Annotated in this window: 14 protein-coding genes; all 14 read right to left on the bottom strand. The window is 61.1% G+C overall.

The genetic code is table 11. The annotated features are described in order from the left end of the window. Positions 1-471 precede the first annotated feature (471 nt). Positions 472-978: a hypothetical protein gene (locus AC0IXS_RS15595; RefSeq protein WP_122690355.1), complete on the bottom strand. Its 507-nt coding sequence runs from the start codon at positions 976-978 to the stop codon at positions 472-474. After that, positions 975-1,880, bottom strand: coding sequence for an NAD synthetase (locus tag AC0IXS_RS15590; protein ID WP_122690354.1), 906 nt, complete (start codon positions 1,878-1,880; stop codon positions 975-977). Before AC0IXS_RS15590 ends, AC0IXS_RS15595 begins: the two co-directional genes overlap by 4 nt. An 89-nt stretch (positions 1,881-1,969) precedes the next feature. Then, positions 1,970-2,908, bottom strand: a complete 939-nt coding sequence (gene tagQ / locus AC0IXS_RS15585; protein WP_122690353.1) for a type VI secretion system-associated lipoprotein TagQ — start codon at positions 2,906-2,908, stop codon at positions 1,970-1,972. Between the two features lie 86 nt (positions 2,909-2,994). Further along, entirely contained in the window at positions 2,995-4,716 is a 1,722-nt protein-coding gene (locus AC0IXS_RS15580) for a formylglycine-generating enzyme family protein (protein ID WP_122690352.1), read from the bottom strand. Beyond that, on the bottom strand, positions 4,709-5,902 hold the full coding sequence (locus AC0IXS_RS15575) for an ABC transporter permease (RefSeq protein WP_191958074.1): 1,194 nt from the start codon (positions 5,900-5,902) through the stop codon (positions 4,709-4,711). Before AC0IXS_RS15575 ends, AC0IXS_RS15580 begins: the two co-directional genes overlap by 8 nt. Next, on the bottom strand, positions 5,902-6,618 hold the full coding sequence (locus AC0IXS_RS15570) for an ABC transporter ATP-binding protein (protein WP_122690350.1): 717 nt from the start codon (positions 6,616-6,618) through the stop codon (positions 5,902-5,904). The genes AC0IXS_RS15575 and AC0IXS_RS15570 overlap by 1 nt, the downstream gene beginning before the upstream one ends. Continuing rightward, on the bottom strand, positions 6,618-9,668 hold the full coding sequence (locus tag AC0IXS_RS15565) for a serine/threonine-protein kinase (protein ID WP_471825070.1): 3,051 nt from the start codon (positions 9,666-9,668) through the stop codon (positions 6,618-6,620). The genes AC0IXS_RS15570 and AC0IXS_RS15565 overlap by 1 nt, the downstream gene beginning before the upstream one ends. Positions 9,669-9,679: 11 nt before the next feature. After that, positions 9,680-10,408 (bottom strand): PP2C family protein-serine/threonine phosphatase, encoded by a 729-nt coding sequence (locus AC0IXS_RS15560; protein WP_191954989.1) that lies wholly within the window; start codon positions 10,406-10,408, stop codon positions 9,680-9,682. Further along, complete coding sequence (tagF, locus tag AC0IXS_RS15555) at positions 10,408-11,061, bottom strand: type VI secretion system-associated protein TagF (RefSeq protein ID WP_137203366.1); 654 nt, start codon at positions 11,059-11,061, stop codon at positions 10,408-10,410. Before tagF ends, AC0IXS_RS15560 begins: the two co-directional genes overlap by 1 nt. Next, a complete protein-coding gene (gene tssM / locus AC0IXS_RS15550) occupies positions 11,058-14,561 on the bottom strand; it encodes a type VI secretion system membrane subunit TssM (protein WP_471825068.1) in 3,504 nt (1,167 codons plus the stop codon). Before tssM ends, tagF begins: the two co-directional genes overlap by 4 nt. Continuing rightward, on the bottom strand, positions 14,558-15,871 hold the full coding sequence (locus tag AC0IXS_RS15545) for a DotU family type VI secretion system protein (RefSeq protein WP_137203364.1): 1,314 nt from the start codon (positions 15,869-15,871) through the stop codon (positions 14,558-14,560). The genes tssM and AC0IXS_RS15545 overlap by 4 nt, the downstream gene beginning before the upstream one ends. A 6-nt stretch (positions 15,872-15,877) precedes the next feature. Then, positions 15,878-17,212 (bottom strand): type VI secretion system baseplate subunit TssK, encoded by a 1,335-nt coding sequence (tssK, locus tag AC0IXS_RS15540; protein WP_210076690.1) that lies wholly within the window; start codon positions 17,210-17,212, stop codon positions 15,878-15,880. A gap of 15 nt (positions 17,213-17,227) precedes the next feature. Continuing rightward, positions 17,228-17,734 (bottom strand): type VI secretion system lipoprotein TssJ, encoded by a 507-nt coding sequence (gene tssJ, locus AC0IXS_RS15535; protein WP_471825065.1) that lies wholly within the window; start codon positions 17,732-17,734, stop codon positions 17,228-17,230. 48 nt (positions 17,735-17,782) lie between these two features. Beyond that, positions 17,783-19,237 (bottom strand): type VI secretion system-associated FHA domain protein TagH, encoded by a 1,455-nt coding sequence (tagH, locus tag AC0IXS_RS15530; RefSeq protein ID WP_471825063.1) that lies wholly within the window; start codon positions 19,235-19,237, stop codon positions 17,783-17,785. Positions 19,238-19,283 lie beyond the last annotated feature (46 nt).

Here is a 19,283-nt window from a genome sequence, read left to right as displayed (position 1 = left end):
AGATTGGATCCAACAACTGGTGAACAAGGAGTTCGCCAGGATCAGGGACGATCGACCATCGCCACGAAGGCAGCCGACAGGGAGTTGGAATGGTCTTGGTACAAACCCGCTTCGGCGGGTTTTTTATTGCCTGCGATTTGTGAAGCGTCATGGACGACTGATCAAAATATGTACGCCCTCTTCCTCCCACGCATCACCTGTCACATTCCCACGGCATGTTGATGCAGGAACAGGGCTGCAACGGCCCCGTATAGCCAAAGGCTTACACGCCCTAGGGGTAGTTGGCTATTTTTGTCCAACAACAAGAGCCGTAATATTGGATCCAACAAGTGGTGAGCAGGGAGCTCACCAGGATCAAGGACGATCGACCATCGCCTCGGAGGCGTCCGACAGGAAGTCGGGATGGTCTTGGGAAAACCCGCTTCGGCGGGTTTTTTGTTGCCTGCGCAAAAGTGCGCTGTCTGCCGCAGGCTACCGGCGACGCGTCTTTGGTTTGCGCAGTTTCTCGCGATTGCTCTCCAGAGCCTCCCGACGCTGCGCTTCAGCACCGGCTTGCTCACGCTCGAATCTGAGAGCAATGAAGTCGACGCGCATTTCTCGTTGCCGCTGGCTGTTGAGCATCAGCAGCCCCAGCAGCGGCAGCAGTAAACCCAGCCCGTAGAGAAACAGCTCGATACCGCTGCCATAGCCGGGAAACGTTGGCAGAACGGCAACCAGGCTCACGAGCAACATCGCAACCAGCAGCCAGCAACCCCAACTGCGTCCACGGGTGATCATGATGCCGCCCAAAGCGAGCAGCATCGAGGCGCAGACAAGCACCACGACCTGAATGATCGTATTGTCCTGTGCATCCTTGAACCAGGTGTAAAAGACCTGTGAGACCGCCATGGCCATCGAGAAGGTGATGAGGAGCATCGATCCCAGAAAGGACGGGAAATAACGCGTCCTGAAGGCAAAATAATTGTGGCGGTCAGTCATTCGGTTACTTCCTCGTATAGACCCACCGCAATGCTTTGCATGTAGCTACTACCTACCAGCCCCATTCCAACGCTGAGCACGTCCTGCAACTGGAGTACCGTGGCGGGTTTGAGCTGAGTGGGCGTCATACGTGTTGGCAGCTCACCACTGCGCTGCTTGAGCTTGAGCAACCGGGAAGTCAGCTTCGGATTCTGAAGCGTCAGCAATTCTTCGGTCAGCGCCTTGCGTTGCTGCCGGTTGAGCTCCTTGGTCAGGTCGAACCAGCTGCGTCCGGTGGCAGCCTTTCGGGCCTGCATCAATTTGTAAGTGGTCAGCCCTGTGGCTCCAACGCCTGATAGAGAAGCGATATCCAGAACCGAGGCGATAACCTGATACAACTCCGAATCGTCCATCTTGTCGTTCGCAGCAGGTGATCTGACTTCGTTGAGGGTTCTGGCCAGACCGATACCGCACTGCGCGGTGCTGGCGGCGGCTGACGCATAGCCCAAGGCAGTAATGACCAGGCTGGCACCGCCTGAAAAAGGCACTGCTGCCCCGCCGCCAAACACGGCGATCCAGCCGAGGACTGCGCCGCCGCAGGACATGGTGGCACTGAACGCCTCGTACATCAGACGGGATTCGCGAGGGTTGGTCTGCACCTCGCGCGCGAACTGCTGGGGTGCGATGTTGCGTTTGGCCTCCCGCAGGATCAGCCGCTTGGGCTGGATGCTGCAGATGGGCGTAAATTCTCGAAGCGTCACGACATTGAAGTCGCTGTCGATATACACGACACCCGCTCCTGCAATGCCGGGGTCGGAATCGATCGCGGCAAACAGCCGCTGAACATTGATTCTGGCCATAATGTTCTGACGGGCCAACACCTGCGAAGGGCTGTTGTACAACCCGATCATGGGGACTGACATCGGTATTCCTCGAATCCATTCGACAGACTTCACCGGCCCCTCTAAAGGGGCCGGTGAAGCGATCGATCATGGCTTATGCATCAACGTACTCAGACGTTCGGGCAAGGCACGGGAGCCCAGTCGCCAACATCAGGGTTTTTGCACATGCTGTTGACCTGAGTCTGACCGGCGTTAGCCACCTGAGCGCTTTCGGCCTGCTTGACCTTGGCCTGCTGCAGGTTCTTCTCGGTACCGACCGCTTCTTTCGGCACGTCAGGCAGTTTCTTCGACCCACTCTTTTTGTTTCCACCCTTTTTGTTTGAAGTGGCGGCCACTGGTGCGGTCTCGGCATTGGCAACGACGACAACGTCGTTACGCTTCACGCCAACCTGCTGCAGGTCTTTTTCGTAAGCCTGGGTGTAGCTGCTCAGGTCTTCGCTGGCACGACCGTTGACTGCGGCGATCAGGTCGTTGGACTCTTTCAGACCGGCAACGATTTCAGCCAGGCGCTTGCGGCCTTCGGTGGCGTTGATGGTATTGGCCTTGCGACCCGAGATCAGGCTGGTGAATTCACGCTGATAGCAGGACTGCGACGCCTTGGCGTAGGCGGTGCTGCGGTCGATGTCAGCCGCGCTTTTGTTGATGTCAGTGGAGTAGGACGCGATACGCGCATTGTCGTCAGTGATCTGCTTTTGACGCTCGGTGTAGTAACCCGCGGCGCCGCCAACCAGGGCACCACCTGCGGCACCAATGGCAACGTTACGCGCACGCTTGTCGGAGTCGCCGGTCAAGGCACCCGCCAGTGCGCCACCCACGGCACCCAGCGCCGCGCCGGTCGCGACCGATTTGGTCATGTCCGAATCGGTCTGACGCAGATGCTGTACAGGTTCGTAGCACGTCGGGTAGTACTCGACCTTGGTGCTTGCACCGACTTTGGAGACCGGTGAGCTTGCGCAGCCGGTCAGCAATACAGCGCCGAAACCGGCAGTCGCCAGCAGCAAGGCACGGCTTTTCGAGGCCGAGACAAAGGGTTTACGGGACAAAAGCATATTGGCGTTCTCTTCTTTAGGTTTGACTAGCCCGGTGCGGCCTGATGCCGCCCGAGTCCCCTCTGTGCTTGCCAGACACCGGCCGGTCATTGCTGGCTGGCCGATGCAAGCAATTGCTTCACAATCGTTTCCGGATCGGCGCGTTTCTGCTGGCGGTATTCGCCCACATGACGCACGAACAGGGTCGCCCGGGTGACCAGGCTCTTGCCGATGATCGGCTTACGATTGAGTTCTTCTTTGATCCGCTGGAACTGCGCCTGAATCACCGCATCGGTGTAGCGCGTGCCGGTCGCCAGGTTATCGATGTAGATTGCTACCGCGCCGTTCAGCGCGCTCTGACCGTTGTCGATGGCAGTGCCGAACAGCTTCGCACTGGCCTCGTCCCTGGCGGCCACGGCCTGCTGCTGGCTCTTCTTCAGGTTGGTCAGGCGGATGTTGTAGTTATTGATGGTTTCAGCCACCAGCGCAGCGGATTGAATCAGGTTGCCGGCCGCCTCTTCACGCTGCTGGGCAATGAGCGAAACATTGCGCTTGAGCTCTTCGTTGACCAGTCCCAGTTCGGCCTGCAAGCGGGGATCGGCGCTGGCGGCGATAATGCTGTCCAGACGCTTGGTCGGATCCTGCGCATCGTCGATGGCATCGGTCAGGGATGCCAGTCGACCTTCTTTCTGCCATTGTTCGAACAGCTCCTTGTAGCGCGAGCGCGGGGCGGAAAGTGCGCCGATGGCCACCCGGAAACCCGTGGTTTCGTTGCTCTGCTCGGAGCCGTCAGCGGCAAATAACGGGTACTCACGACGCATGCCGGTGAACAAGGTGCCCTCGCCTTCCAGGTAATTGCCGCCTTTGGCCACAAACCCGCCGTAAGCCCCCTGACGCCGTCCGGCGTGCACCAGCTGAAAAGACTCCTGCACCATTTCCGCGGCGTTGCCGATCACGTCGAACATGCCGATCGGGTTGGGCAGTTTGGTGCCGATCGGCATCAGGCGAGCGGCCTGTCCGGTGCCTCCGGCGACCTGATTGAACACCGCCCAGTCAGACAATGGGCCGTCACTTTCGCTGCCTTCGACACGGCGAGGAAACAGGCGGCCGTCCATGTCCTGGCGGCTTACTGCCTGCGCGCCACGGGCTGCAAACTCCCATTCCACTTCGGTCGGCAATCTTACGAAACCCGTGCCGCCCTCTTCTGCGTCTGTGCCACGCCCGCTGACGGGTAGCAACTCTCGGTGATATTTCATCAGCCAGGCGCTGTACACCGCAGAGAAGCGTTCGGCTTCAAAGCGAGACAGTTTGACCTTGGGCAAACGACCGGCCATGCCACTGGGCGCATCGCAGGCCGGTGCTGGCTCGCCGCTGGCCAGCGACTGTGCCTGGGACATCACCTGCGCGTACTGGCGCGCGGTCACTTCATATTTGCCGATGAAGTACATCATCGGTTTGAGCGGCGTTCCCGCATCGGTCTTGGGCAACAACGGACTGATCGTCTTGCGCCAATCGGCGGGCAGGTCCTTGAGGGTGAACTGACCGTTGATGAAGTCTCGGCGGTAGCCGGAAATGAACGACTGCTTGTAGCCCGGCTCATCTTCGCTGAACGGATAGCCAAGACTGATCTCGCGGTCGTCCAGACTGCCCTGCGCCAGAATGTACACGTATCGGAACACCATCTCGCCTTCACACGGCAGCGGCAGGCTGATGTCGTCAGCCAGCGGTTTGGGGTTGTCCAGTTTGTCGTCATCGGCGCGAACGCCCCACGACGATACGCACAATGCGGCGATTGCCAGCACCAGGCCAGTCCTGCGCAACTCAAACATCTCTAATCCCTTCAGAAGCGTCGATACGAGCGACACGCAAACCTCCCAACACCGCCGCCGCAGCGCTGGCGCTCAAGACAGCAAGCAGTGCCACCAGATAATGATGCGGTAACAGGTGGCTGGCGTATTCGCCGCTGACCTTTACAAACAAACGGTTCAGGCCCAGTTCGGCCGCACCGTACAGCGCTGCACCCAGAACAGCGGCAAGCGTGCCACTGTACAAGGCCTGCAGCACGACAAATAACAACAGTGCGCCGGTGCTGAAACCCAGCAGTCGCAGCACAGACAGCTCACGCCGCTTGCGCTCGACCGAAGCCAGCGCACCGGCAAACACGGCTGCACAGGCACCCGATACGGCCAACGCGGCAATGACCCAGAACACAATCGAAAGGTTACGGCTCAAGGATTGCACTTGAGCGATTGCCTGAGCCTGGGTGGACACCAGCACGCCACTGTCGGCGAAGTAGCGGCGCAAGGGTTCGACGGCATTCAGGTCACGCGCGTAGAGGCGAAACGCAGGGTAGATACGCGGTTTGTCGGAGGATGGCTCGCCTGCCCAACCAAAGGCGGTAACGGCACGTCCGTCACGATAGTCTTCGACGGCCTCCAGAAACGCCAGCGGTGCAAACAGTGCATCGCGCTGGAAGCTTTCCAGCGGCAGGATCCCCTGCACACGCACCTGAGTGCGCTGCGTCTGCACAGTGCCTGAAACCTGCCGGGTGAAGGCCGCATCTATCCAGTCACCCACCCGTGCATCGAGTTTTTCGGCGGCAGTCCTGCTCAACAGCACGCTGTCTGCGCGTTGTGTTGTGGCCTGACCGTTCAACAACGGATCCCCTTTAGCGGTCGGGATCATTTCGACATTGAGCGTCTGGCCATTCATGGACAGATCGGCGGTCGCGGCAATCTGGCGAGTGCGGGGCAGAACGAAACCTACGTCCGGGCGCGCGGCCAGGGTCTTGATGAATTGCTCAGTGAAGCGTCCACCGCCCAGCGGAATCACTTCACGTACGGCAGGATCCTGTTCCAGCCGCTCGGTCAGGCTACCGATCAGGCCGAACTTGAGGCCAAACAACACCAGCAACGGTGCGATCACCGCAACCAGCGCCAACACGTTGCATGCCGAGAGCCGGCTTTCAGCACGATAATCCTGCCAGGCCATACTGGCGATCAGAGACATGCGCATCAACCCGCCTCCGCCAGTGTGGCCGTCACGCCGCCGTCCGTATCACGTCGGCACTCGATGCGCAGCACGACGATACCGGCGTGGCGAACCAGCGCCTCATCATGTGTCGCGATGACACAGCAGGCGCCTTGCTTCGTTGCCTGAGTCAGTAGCAATTGCATGACCCGGGCAGCATTGAGCGGATCCAGCGCGGCCGTCGGTTCGTCGGCCAATAGCAGTTGTGGAGCATGCGCCAGTGCTCTGGCACAGCTCACGCGCTGGCGTTGCCCGACCGACAGCGCGGCGGGTTTCTTGCGCAACTGGTCAGCGATTTCCAGCTGATTTGCCAGGCGATCGACCGTGCCGTCGTCATCCAGCCCCAGCAGACTGCGAGACAGCGCAATATTGCTGCGCACATCCAGATACCCCAGCAGACCACCGGTTTGCAGCACATAGCCCAGATGGCGGCTGCGCAGCCCAGCGAGCTGGTTGTGCCTTGCGTCACGCCACAGGCTGCCAATATCGTGCTCGCCAGCCGGCGTCGAAAAATCGAAGCGCTGCATTTGGTCCGGTGATGAAACCAGCGCCAGCATATCCAGCAAGGTGCTCTTGCCACAGCCGCTTGGGCCGACCAGCGCGTAATGCTGCCCGGCCTTGAGCTCCAGGCGCGGCACCACCAGACGATAGCGCTGGCCTCCCTGGCCTCGGGACTTATGCACTTCGCGCAGACTCAGCATTACGGCAACGTCGACAAGGGAACGCGGTACAGCGCATCACCCGGCTCGGCATCGCCGAAACGTACCCAATTGGCCAGATCGTTGTGGAAGGTTTCATAAAGACGGATCTTGGAGTCCAGCTCGTCGATGAAATCTTCCTGCTCGGCCACGCTCAGGGACAGCCACAGGTCCTGAGTCATGTTCAGCGATTTGCTGCGGTACGGCAGGCCTTCTAGGTATTCACCCAGCACACCGCCTTCGGCGAGATTGCCGCCTTTGCGCAAGGCGGACGGATCACGGCTCATGTAGGCACTGGCACTGGCGATTTCCTGAAAGAAATCCTTCGGCGAAGTCTGAGTCTTGCGTGCGGCATCGACGATCAGTTTCAGTGACTGCTGCAAGTCGTTGAGCTGCAGTTTGGTGAGCATCACGCACACCTGAAACGCAGGCAGCGCCAGGTTGGTCACGTCACGATCAGCTGTCCAGGCGCTGACCAGCTGTGGAGCCTGACTGGCCGACTTGCGGCCCAGGAAATCCATGTGCATGGCGTAACCGACTGCCGCCGATTTTTCAGCGACACTCGGCGCGGCATTCAACGTCGGTACAGTCTGCGACGGGTTGCTGCGTACCTGATGCACAAGGTCGGCAAAGGACGAACCGATTTCGTCGACGCGCTCGCCGAATCGGCGCACATCCCCGCCTTCCACCGGCACATACAGGTCACCGATCTGCGGGTTGGCATCGGCCGTCAGGGTGCGGTACTGCTGCTCGGCGAATGCATGATTTTTCTTGCCGGCGTCCGTGCGCAGGTGCAATGCGTAAATCTTGATCTGTTTGCCTAGCGCGGCCTGGCGCACTTCAGCTTCGTTCATCTGGGTGCTGCTCAATGGGTCGTTCTTGCGCAGCGAGCCGGCGTCGGTTACCAGCAGGATCAGACGTCCGCCGTAGCCCGACCAGTCCATGCCATTGACCGCCTGCATCACGCCGGCAAAGGCGTCTTCATTGAACGCATGGCTGGAGACGGACGTGGCCTTGACCTGTTGCGCCAGTTCCATGAAGCGTTGAGGGTCGCGGCCCTGATCCAGCGTCACCAGCGTTTTGGTCAGGTACTGAAGGCCGGGCGTTTTGGTGGTGTTGTTGCGAAAGCCCACCAGCCCGAAGCTGACGCTGTCCAGTTCACCGCGCTGGCCAATTTTTTCCTGCAGTTCATGCACCACATCGCGCACCCGGTCGATGTAGGGCTGCATCGACACGGAGGTGTCCACCACCAGCACCACTGCGGTACGGAACGCATCGGCGCTGACGGTTTTTCTGACCTCGTTGCCCGCAGTCTTCTGCGGCAGGTTGCCCGGATCGATCGAAGCCACGTTCAGCAACTGAACCGGTTGGCCGTTTTCATCGAAGCTTTCCCGCGACTCGAAAATCGGCAGCAGGTAAAACTGATCTTGCGGCACGGCACTAGCGGCCGGCTCCAGCGCCACCACCTGGGCATTATCATCAGGGTTTTTCTGCGCCGTGAGCAGCAGGTTTTTTGCCTTTGCAGGGTTCTCGATCAGCGTTTCCAGTTGCTCTGGCTGGCGCACGAACATCACCGGTGCCCGGCCTGAGCGCTCGGTGAACTTGAGCACCAGACTCTGCTTCCAGTCGCTGACCTGTTCGGCGGGCAACCAGCCCTCGCTACGCCCATCGGTGGCTGCGCCCACGCGCAGCCACGCACGGCCATCGATTGTTGTGCGCTGGTAGACATACAACACGGAAAACGCAGGCAATTCCTTGTCGGCCGTCGCGCCCGGCTCAGCGGCAAAGCGGGCGCCGGGCTTGCTCAGTACGCGTTGAAACAGGGTTTTCTTGCCGGGCATCAACAAGGGACGCTGGCCGCCATCGCTGTCTGGGGGTGATACAGAGGCGCTTGCCGAGGTGGCCTGGCCTGCGCGTACGGTCGTGGCCGCAGGCGGCGAAACAGGAGGCGTAACCGCAGCGTTCGTCGATGCCTTGATATCGGTTCTGGCCACCGGCGCATCCGCCCGCAAGAACCAGTAGCCGCCCACGCCAATGGCCGCCGCCACGGCAACCGCCAGCAGAGCCAACGGCAGAACGCGGCGTTTTTGAGGTTCCGGGGTTTTATCAAGGCTCAGGCCCGGGGCGGGTGGCAGCGTTGGCGCAGGAGGCTGCGGCGGACCGCTCGGAATGTCGATGGAAACCGGCGTCATTCCCGCCAGGTCGTCCTTCTCGACAGCAGGTTTTACCAGCGGCTGAAAGACCGTGCGTTCGGCGTCGTTGAGCGCCAGGGCGTCCAGTGCAACCAGCAACGCCTTGGCGTGCGGATACCGGTCAGCCGGGTCCTTGGCCAGCAAACGCGCGAGAACGTCCTGATAGCGGCCGTGATGAATCGGCAACTCGGGCAACGGCTCGGTCAGGTGAGCAAGCGCCGTGGACAAGGCATCGATACCGTTGAACGGCAGCTCTCCGACCAGAATCTCGTAGAGCACGACACCCAGCGCATAGAGATCGGCACGACCGTCGATATCCTGACCACGCGCCTGTTCGGGGCTCATGTAACTGGGCGTACCGACCGCGAAACCCGCCTGGGTGAACTGGGTACGGTCGTCGAGCGATTTGGCGATGCCGAAGTCGGACAGCACGGCATTGCCGTCGGCACGAAACAGGATGTTGGCGGGCTTGACGTCGCGGTGAACCAGCCCCTGCTCGTGGGCATAGCCCAGTGCCGAAGCGATCTGCCGGATGTACAACACGCCCTGCTCTGCGCTCAAGCCTGACGCTATACGCTCTTTGAGCGTGCCATTGGGCAGGTACTCCATGGCCATGTAGTACAGCTCATCGACGTTGCCGATGTCATGGATGGTGACGGTATGAGGATGAGACAGGCGCGCCAGCGTACGACCTTCGCGCAGGAAGCGCTCGCAGAAGCTCGGGTCAGCCGCCAGCGAAGCGGCCATGACCTTGAGCGCCACCTTGCGCTGCAGCGAACGCTGAGTCGCCAGGTAAACGGTCGCCATGGCGCCTTCACCAATTTCACCCTCTATGTCGAACCCGGGAATCTCTATGCGCATGTGTGTATTTTTCAACCGGCTTTAACGACGATGGCTGTAATGTTGTCCGGAGCACCCCGGGTCAGCCCCAGGTGCACCAGGCTGCGCACGACTTCGTAAGGATCCTTGTGGCCCAACACGTCACGAATTTCATGATCTTCGGCGGTTTTGGTCAGGCCATCGCTGCACAGCAGGTAGCTGTCGCCGGGCAGGATCTGCAGGCGGGCCATGGACAGTTCAAGCTGGTCCTGCACGCCAATGGCACGCGTGACAATATTGGCGCGAGGATGCACGCGAGCCTGGGCTTCATTGAGCAGGCCGCTGTCCATCAGGTCCTGCACATAGCTGTGGTCGCGCGAAATGCCGTCCAGCACGCCATCACGCAAGCGATACAGACGGCTGTCGCCAGCCCACAGACAAACACCCTCATCTTCACGCACGGCCATCACCACCACGGTGCTGCCCATGACGCTGACGCCACGATGATGTGTTTCTTCGCGCACCGTGGCATTGATTTCATCGAGGCGCAGGCGCAACTGCGCTGCGCAGGTGTCAAGCGCGGAGGCCAGTTGAATGCTGCGCAGGGTATCGACGATCAGGCTACTGACGTAGTCCCCGGCCGCATGCCCGCCCATGCCGTCGGCTACAACCCAGAGTCCATCCGCAGGCATCTCCAGAAACGCATCTTCATTGATCTGGCGAACCATGCCGACGTGGCTGAAGCTGGCCGATCTGTAGGTTATTTCAGCGGCTGGGTTCATCAGTGCTCAGCCCCCTTGCCCAACAAAAAACTGCCAAAGTCCGCAGCTGCGGGCAGCCCCTGACAACGCAGCAGGCCCGGCTCGATACACTCCGAGCCTTTGCCCCACCACAGGCTGCTGCCTTCACAGGCTCGTTCGACGAGCGCCGCAGCACGCGCTTGGGGCGTGACGCTGGCAAAACGCTGCAAGCCGGAAAACTCGCTGGTCGGCTCACGGAGTGACAAGGCGGGCGTACCCAGCGCCTGCAGGCCGGAGTCGAAGGATTCGAACGTCGTGTGCGGCTCAAGCGTGGCCAGCAGCAGTTCCTCGACTTGCTCGAACCAGTCATCCGCGCCGCCGATCAACGCACCGGGCGCATGTTCGCCTTCCAGCGTAAATGCCACGGTCAGCGGGAAATAACGTCCGACGCGGTCGATACTCGGCATCAAGACGCCCGCGACGGCATCCGGCCCGCATACACCCGCAGCCAGTACGAAGCGCCATAGCGGGCTGATCAGATAAGCATCGAGCCACTGGCCGCCCAACTGTTGCTGGCTGGCGAGCAGACCGGCAGCCAGCCAGTTGTCCCATGGCTGAATGAAACTCTGCGGCAGACCACGGCTGACAAAATCGCCCCGGCTCGCCAGTTTTCCGTAGAAACCCACCGTCGTCATAACCGCTCCGGCAGACTGAAACCGCTGAGTATTCGGCTCTTGAACGGGTTGAACGCGCTGTTGGCGCGCAGCTCGTACGAAATACTCGCACCGTCCACACGCAGACGCAGGTTGAAGCGGTCGGGCGAGTTGCCCGCGGTCAGGTCCGACTGCTCAAGCAGGCGAAACCAGGCCCAGGGGCCATCGAGCGTCACGCCCGAACGACCGCTGGCCGAAGGGGGTGAGATCGACAGCCGCACCACGCCGATGCTGCCTGGATTGGGCCACTGCATGGCGACCGGCCGGCTCGGCCCGTGGTCGTAGCTGATCTGCTGACCATCCAGGTCCAGCAGGAACTGGGTGATGGTTGCGTCCATCGCCACGGGCTTGAGTTCGAAACGTACGGTCGGCTGTGTGCCGCCAGAGCGGAAGAACGCATCACGGATGGCGCTCGCGCGCTGGAAGGTCTGCAGCACACCCGCATTAATGCCCAACTTCTGCGCCGCACCCGGCTGCCAGCGCCAGGTGCTCGCGGACGTATCGACATAAGGTTGCAGGTATTTGCGGAAATAGCTGTCCATCACGCCGCCCACGCCGAAGAACTGGCCGAAGTCATCCAGCGTCGCATCGCGTGCACTGCCAGGCGACATGGGATAGCGACCGCTGAGGGACTGGCGGTAGACGTTCACCACTTCGCTGACCCAGGCGGCGTTGAGCTGATTGCGCACGCCGCCCATCATCGTGTTGGTGGTGGAACTGACCACTGATTTGACCAGCCCCTGAACCAGCGGCGGCTGACGCTCCGCCGTCAGGCTGACTCGGGCAGCGGCCGCCGTTGCCTGATTCTTGGCTTCACCCAGCAAGGCATCGCCGCTGGCACCAACCATCGCACTGACTTGCACGTAAAGCGCATTCATATCGGACAGCAAAGCGTCGATGGCCGCAGGCTCGCCCTCGCCTTTGCTGACCAGGCTTTTGAGGTCGGCAAAGTGCGCGCTGACCGGATCCTGCGTGGCCGCCGGCGCTTGCACGGCTGCCGCCTGCTGCTGACCGAGAAGCGAGCCCAAACGCTGCTTGAGCTGATCGACATTGCCATCGACCTTCTGCCCCTGCGCTGCGAGAAGTTTTTCTTCCTCCTGCAGATCGGTTTCCCTGGCAACAGCCGCCAGCAACTTCTTCAATGGCGAGCTGGGGCCAGAGATCACCCGCAATACATCGGCCGCCTGCGCAACGCTGGTGATCGGCACAAAGTCGATGTCGGCCAGCAGCGCATCCCATTGGCGAACGTAGTCCTGAAAGTACAGACGCCGCACTTCGGCCGCGAGACTGGCAACGTCCTGCTGCTCGGCCTGATCGCGGCCCAGTACCCACTGTTCTTCTGCCAGCGTCGAGGCCTGATTCAGGCTACTGAGCAAAAAGCCTTCTCGATAACCCTTGGCGGTGAACAGCCCGCTGAGCGGTTCCGTCAACGGCTTGCCGCTCTTGCGACTGAACACCAGTGCCGCGTCCCGTCCGCCGGCCTCACTGATACGGAAATCCGGCACGCCATCGGGCAGCTTCTGACGCTTGACCCGATCGTAGACCCGCTGCGCTACCGGTAATTGTTGCAACTGGCGTCGCAAGTCGTCGATCAAGCGTTGATCCAGGCGGGCCTTGGGCGGATGCCGCTCGAACAGCGCCTGCAAATGCTTGCCCAGTGCGGCACGCTGCTCCGGCGGCAGGTCGCGAGGCAGGCTGCTGTCCCAGTCCAGCGCAATCCAGGCCTTGATGAAATCGGCGTCGTAATGCTCGTTATCGGCCAGCATCAGGTAAGCCTTCAGGCCTTCATACAGAAAGTCCGAAGAACCACCGCTCTGCAATTGTTCCTCAAGACGGGTGACCAGCCTTGGCGCGAACACAGCGATCAGCAGCTTGCGATAGACGCTGCCCGACTCGGCTTCAAGCATGTCGCCCTGATACAGCCCCGACCCTTGCGCCCAACCCGGCGGGTCACTGGCCAGATGCCGGACCGCATTGAGCAGCGGCAACACCGCCAGCACGTCGCGCTGGGCCGGGCTGAGGTTCTGCACGCTCTGTCCCAGCGGCGCGACTTTCTGGTCCACTTGCGCAATGTAAGCCTGGTTGGCGTTATAGCTCACGAGCCATAGCGCACCCACCAGCAACACCACGGCGACGGTCGCAGCCAGTACGCCACGGGCGATCCACTTGCGACGTCGCTCCACCTTGGGGTCGACGCCCATCAGGCCCTGCTCGGCAAACGCCACCGCCGTGAACAGGCGTTCGATGAAGTAACTGCGCCCGGTGCCGGTCTGACGTGCCAGTTGCTGGCGATCGAGGTTCATGCTCTGAGCCATCGAGCCGATCAGCCGGTCGATGGGGCTGCCTTCCTGCGTACCGCTGGTGAAATACACGCCGCGCAACAAGGCACGTTCTTCGAACGCGTTGGGCTTGAACACACCATCGAGAAAGCTTTGCAGTGATTGGCGCAGCGCAGCGAACTGCTGCGGGAAGCCATAAATCAGATCGCGCCGCGCCGGATCACGCTCCTGCTGCAGACGCTCCACCAGGCGCTCGTTAAGTCGAAGCTCCAGACCCGCGAATTCTTTCTGGAAGTCCTGCAGCGGGCCGTCCACACTCTTGCCGTCATCCAGCGCAAAGGTCATGCCCCAGACCTGCGCACGGTCTTCCTTGCTCAGCGCGTCGAAAAACTCCATGAAGCCAGGCACCAGATCCAGCTTGGTCAGCATCAGGTAGATCGGGAAGCGCACACCCAGTTGCGTGTGCAGCTCCTGAATACGCAAGCGAATAGCCGCCGCGTGGGCAGCACGTTCTGCGTCAGTGCCCAACAGCAGATCGGACAGGCTGATGGCAATGAACGCCCCGTCGATAGGGCGGCGCGAACGCTGGGTCTTGAGCAGATCGAGAAAGCCCAGCCAGGCCGCCTTGTCGACCTGGGCGTGACTGTCCTGAGTGGTGTAGCGACCTGCCGTATCGAGCAGCACCGCCTGATCGGTAAACCACCAGTCGCAATTGCGTGTACCGCCCACGCCGCGAATGGCGCCGGCACCCAACTGTGCCGCCAGCGGAAAATGCAGGCCGGAATTGACCAGCGCCGTGGTCTTGCCCGAACCCGGAGGGCCGATGATGACATACCACGGCAACTCGTACAGGTTACGACGCTGATCGCCGCCCAGCCGGGCTTTCTTGAGCAGCGTCAGCGCTTCGTCCATGCGCTGGCGCAGGGTCGCCAGTTCTTCCGCCGTCGCAACGCTGGCAGGGTCAGGCGCCGTCTCGGCGGCCAGGCTTTGCATCACAAGGGCGGCCTGGCGGCGGGCCTGAATGATGCGAAACACGCGGTAGCCGATCCAGGCTGCGAACAGCACGATGATCAGCGCCCAGCGACGTCCTTCGGGCACCAGCACTTCAAGCAGAGGACCGACGAACCAGATGATCAGACTCAGGGCAACAAGGCCCAGCAACGGGACGAGCCAGCGAATGACAAAACCGAAAAAAACCTTCACTCGACCCCCTCCGCCAACACAGTGATTTCAACCCGACGGTTCTTCGCCCGTCCTTCGGCAGTTGCATTGGAGCCCAAAGGCTCAGTATCGCTACGACCTTCTGCGGTGAAGCGTTGCGGCTGACCGGTCTTGGCGGCAAGAATCTGCAGCACCTGTTCGGCGCGAGCCTGGGACAAAGCCCAGTTGGACGGGAATCTCAAGGTTGCGATAGGCCGGTTGTCACTGTGGCCGGTCACACGCACATCGCCCTTGACCTTGCGAATGGCCTCGGCAATACGCAGCATCAACGGCTGGAAATCATCGACGATGGTGGCGCTGCCCGACGCGAACAGCTCGTCACCGCGAATGGTCACCACCGAGCGATCTACAGCATCTTCGACGGCCACTTTGCCAGCCTTGATTTCTTCGGCCAGAAAGCCCGCCAGACGCGGCCGTTCGATCAGCTTGGGCTGGACAACCGGCCGGTCGATGGACTGCACCGGAATCTCGCCCAGCGCGTGAATGTTCTTGAAGACCGGCTCTGCATCCGACGCCAGTTTCAGACGCAGAACGAACAACAACAGCAGCAACAGCGCCAGCCCGATGGCGACACCCACCCAAGGCGGCATGAACTGGGTCAGGCGGTCACGGGCCAGCGTCAGCCCGCGCCAGTGGGGCGACAGTTCTCGCTCATGTTCACCGCGCGCACTGCGAATCGCCGCGCTGGTGCGTTCCCGCAGGGCTTCAAGTTCACTGCGTCCGTTGTTCATCACCCGGTAGCGACCTTCGAACCCCAGGCACATACACAGGTACAAGAGCTCGAGCAGGTACAGCCGCTCGCGTGGGCTTTGCAGGCAATGGTCGAGCAACTGGAAGACCTTTTCACCGCCCCAGGCCTCGTTATGCACCGTAATCAGCAGGCTCTGCTTGCCCCACTCACTGGTGCTGCCCCACGGCGTGCTCATGACCGCTTCATCCAGCGCGGTGCACAACACGTAACGCCCCAGCAGCACTTCATTGCGCGCCACGCCGGCCGCCTCGGCCCGCTCCTCGAACTGACGCAGGTAGGCCAGCAGTTGCGCCCGCAGACTGGCAGGCGCGGGGTGTGCGATGGTATTGCGCAGCCGGGTCAGCAGCGCCAGCAACGGACCGGCAGCGCTTTCCAGCGGGTTGAGACCATGCGCCTGACCGCTCGCCAATGGCGCTGCCGCCATGCTCAGCGGGGGGGTCGGATCCGAGTTGCCGGTTGGCGCACTGCGCCCGCCCGGACGCGGCATGAACTGGGTACGATCACTGGCAGGTGGAGACGAACCGTCGTCGTTGGAATGCATCGCGACTTATCCTCGAATGGCCCAGAAGGCCAGGTTCAGCCCGGGGAATTCACCCGCAATGTGAAAGGCAAAACCGCCCGAATGCATCAGTTGCTTCCAGTGCTCACTGCCGCGGTCAAGCTCGTAGTACGTCGATCCGGCATGAAACGGGATCTGACGCGGAGCCACTGGCAGCGGCAACAGACCGATACCGGGCAGTTGCAGGTTGACCAGATCCCGGATGTGCTCCACCGAACCAATCTTGCTCTGTTGGCTGAAACGGCCGCGCAGAGTTTCGCTCGGGATGTCGGCGCGGACCACCAAAATGAAGCTGGCCGCGTCGATCAGGGTCTTGTCCGCCAGCATCGCCACATGAATGCCATAGGCCTTCTCGACAATCGGAATCGGCGTGGCCTTGCTGTCGATCAGCATCGACAGTGCTTCGCGCAAGGCATGCATGACCGGGGTGAAGCTGAGCGTCAGGTCGTCATGCTGATAACGGGGAAACTCTTCAGGGCGACGCGTGCTGGACGAGAAGGTCGCAAATTCACCCGCCAGGCTGACCAGCTCGCTGTAAAACCGTTCGGGGTGCAAAGGGCTCAACTGGCTGAGGTGGTTGATCAGCGGCTCAGCACGATTCACCAGTTGCAACAGCATGAAGTCGGCAATTTCCGAGGCGCCACCCGCGCCGGATGCGACGACTCGTCCGGCAAGCGCCTCACCACGCTGACGCAGCAGACCTTGCAGCTCGCTGCGAAAGGCTGTGAGCGGCCTGCTCGCTGCCACATCGAGGACCGGTGGAATGTAGCTGTCGTCCAGCACCAGCGCACGATCAGCGCGCTTTTCCTTGATCCGCACTACGCCAATGCTCGCGTAATCGGTCAGACCATCCTGAGCCGTCAACAAACGCAGGGCCCGGGAGCCAACGGCTACCGGCGCGCGGTTTTCAAAAGGTGCATTGTCATCACGCACTTCGCGGACCTGACTGCGATAGCGCGCGCCACCCAGCTCTTCGCCTTCATCGACAGTATCCCGAACGCCAGCGCGCTTGAGCGGCAGGGCCAGGTAGACGACGCCATCGCGCAGGCTGTCATCAATGTTCAACGGGCTGGGCGCCAGATCGTCATGGGGAATGCTGAACGGCGTGCCGTCAGGCAACAAGCCTCGTGCCGACACGATTGCCAGCTTGCCCTGCGCCAGCAGGCCCTGGTCGATCAACAGTTCGGAAAAGCCCCAAGCCCCCGCTGACAAAGGCCGGCTGCGTGCATCGATCAGGTTTTCCAGATAACGGTCATGCTGCTGGAAGTGCTGCGTTCCGATGAACATGCCTTCCGACCAGACCACTCGATTGTTCCAGGACATGGATACTCCGTTTGCCTATTGAGCCGGGCGGGATGGGTTGGCGACAACGTCAGTGCGCACGGCATGCACATCGAGGCTGATCTGATATTCGCTGGCTTGCCGCGCGGGTATGTCGAGCACCGCACGCCACTGGGCGCGGTCGATTTCCCGATAGCCGACCACAAGGCCGACATGACGCGTTGCAGAGTCCAGATGACGTACCACGCTCTGCAATTGGCCAGGCTGGATCAGGACTTCATCCTGATCGATCAGGTCGACGCCCAGCGTGGCAGTTGCCCGGTCGGCCAGCGCGAAATAGTCCGCACGCAAAAAAGACGCGGTGTTTTTCAATTCGTAGATCCGCACCCGTACAGGCGCGGCCTGACCCGAGGAGCCGGGATTCAACCCCGGGATCGCCTGAAAGTTGAGCGTGACGATGCTCTCCGTACCGGCCGCGGGCGCGTCCTTGGGAGCTTGCACATCCTTGGCACAGGCACTCAGCAGCAATACGGTGAGGGCTGCCGATACAACGCTGCGAAACATCCTTAATCCTCAATGCAGTTGTGGCTGTCTATGGGTCAAACCGGCCGCTCAGGAGCGACGTACGCGTGCACTGTGTTCCTCGTATGCACGACTGAATTCGCGCCCGAAAAGGTCTTGAAAGTCGTCTTCCGCTTCGCGCGAGATGCTGCTGTAGAGCGCGGTGAATTGCTGCCAGTACTGTGCCTGACGCGAACCGCTGAACAGGCTCGACAAGCCACTGGAAGGCGCACCCAGGCGCGCTTCCAGTTCGGCAGGCTCGAAACGCTTGAGCAAGTGTTTGATAGCGGCCTGCACGCCGGCCATGACCGCCAACTGGTGCGCGCGCAGGTCATCGAAACTGTCAGTCACAGCCTGCTCCGGCCCCATGAAAGCCTGATTACCGTGACGCAGGAGCAATAGCATCGCCTCGTCGGCATTCGGTGCAAACTTGAGCGGGTTGTTTTCCACAGGTCCGATCATGGTCTGTTGCATGCGAAATTCGGACTTTAGGCTACTGCGTGCACGCAACACGTCGATCAGACCCTCGACCATCAGCCGGTAACTGCGACCGATATCGTGCATCTGCGCCTCGGCCTGAGCATTGTCGATTCGCAACTGGTCGAGACCGGCACCGCGCAGAAAGGCTTGCAGTAAGTCAGGCTGCCCTGAAACCGAGGCCTGTACCTGATGCGGCTCAATCGCAGGGGGCGTGACAGGGGGTGGCGTCTGGACAGGCTCGGGTGCAACGGACACAGGCTCGATCACAACAGGCGTTACAGGCGCGGGTACGAAAGCCTCTTGAGGACGGGGTGCGGCAGGAGGCACCGAGGGTTTGGCGATATCCGCAAACGGATCCCAGTCATCAGGGATGAGCCCCGCTGCCGGAGCCGGAGCAGGCGCAGGCGCAGGCGATACAACGGGAACAGGTTTAGCCAGCGGTGCAGGCGCACGAAAATCGTGCTGTTCAGCCGGCACATGATCGGGTTGGGTGGGTGGCGCGATACTCGACGGAGAAAGGAAGTCGAACAGATCAGGAAAGGTGTCCTGAGCCGAGCCACCTTGAAACTGCGCGGTCACGGGCGGGCTGCTGAATGCGGATGAGGGCGAAGGCGTTGGCGCGGGAGCACTCTGGCGTCCCATCAGCGCTTCGAAACTGTTGGACGAGTCCACGCCTGCCGCACCGATATCGACCATCTGCACTGCGGAATCGATTCGTACCTGGATTTCGTATTCACCTATGCGAATGATCTCGCCATCGGCAAGCGGCTCGCTGTTTCCACGGCGCAAACGCACGCCCGCATTGACCAGTTCGACGCCATTGGTGCTGTAATCGGTCAGGTAATAGCGGCCGTCTTTATATTGAATGACGCAGTGTTTCTGGGAAACAAGCCGTTCCGGGTCAGGAAGTACCCAGTCATTCTCTTGACCACGGCCAATTGCCATCACCCCCATATCCATTGATTTTTCAGGACATTGCCCGGGGGTAATCTTGTGGTAACTAGTAATCGTCAAGCACAGCGACATCCTGCCTCCTTGCTTATATCGCACCCAAAGAACAACCGGATTAACG

It is taken from the genome of Pseudomonas sp. AC016 (assembly GCF_979253365.1).
Note: the sequence above shows the minus strand (reverse complement) of the source record. Positions and strands in the feature narration are given on the sequence as shown.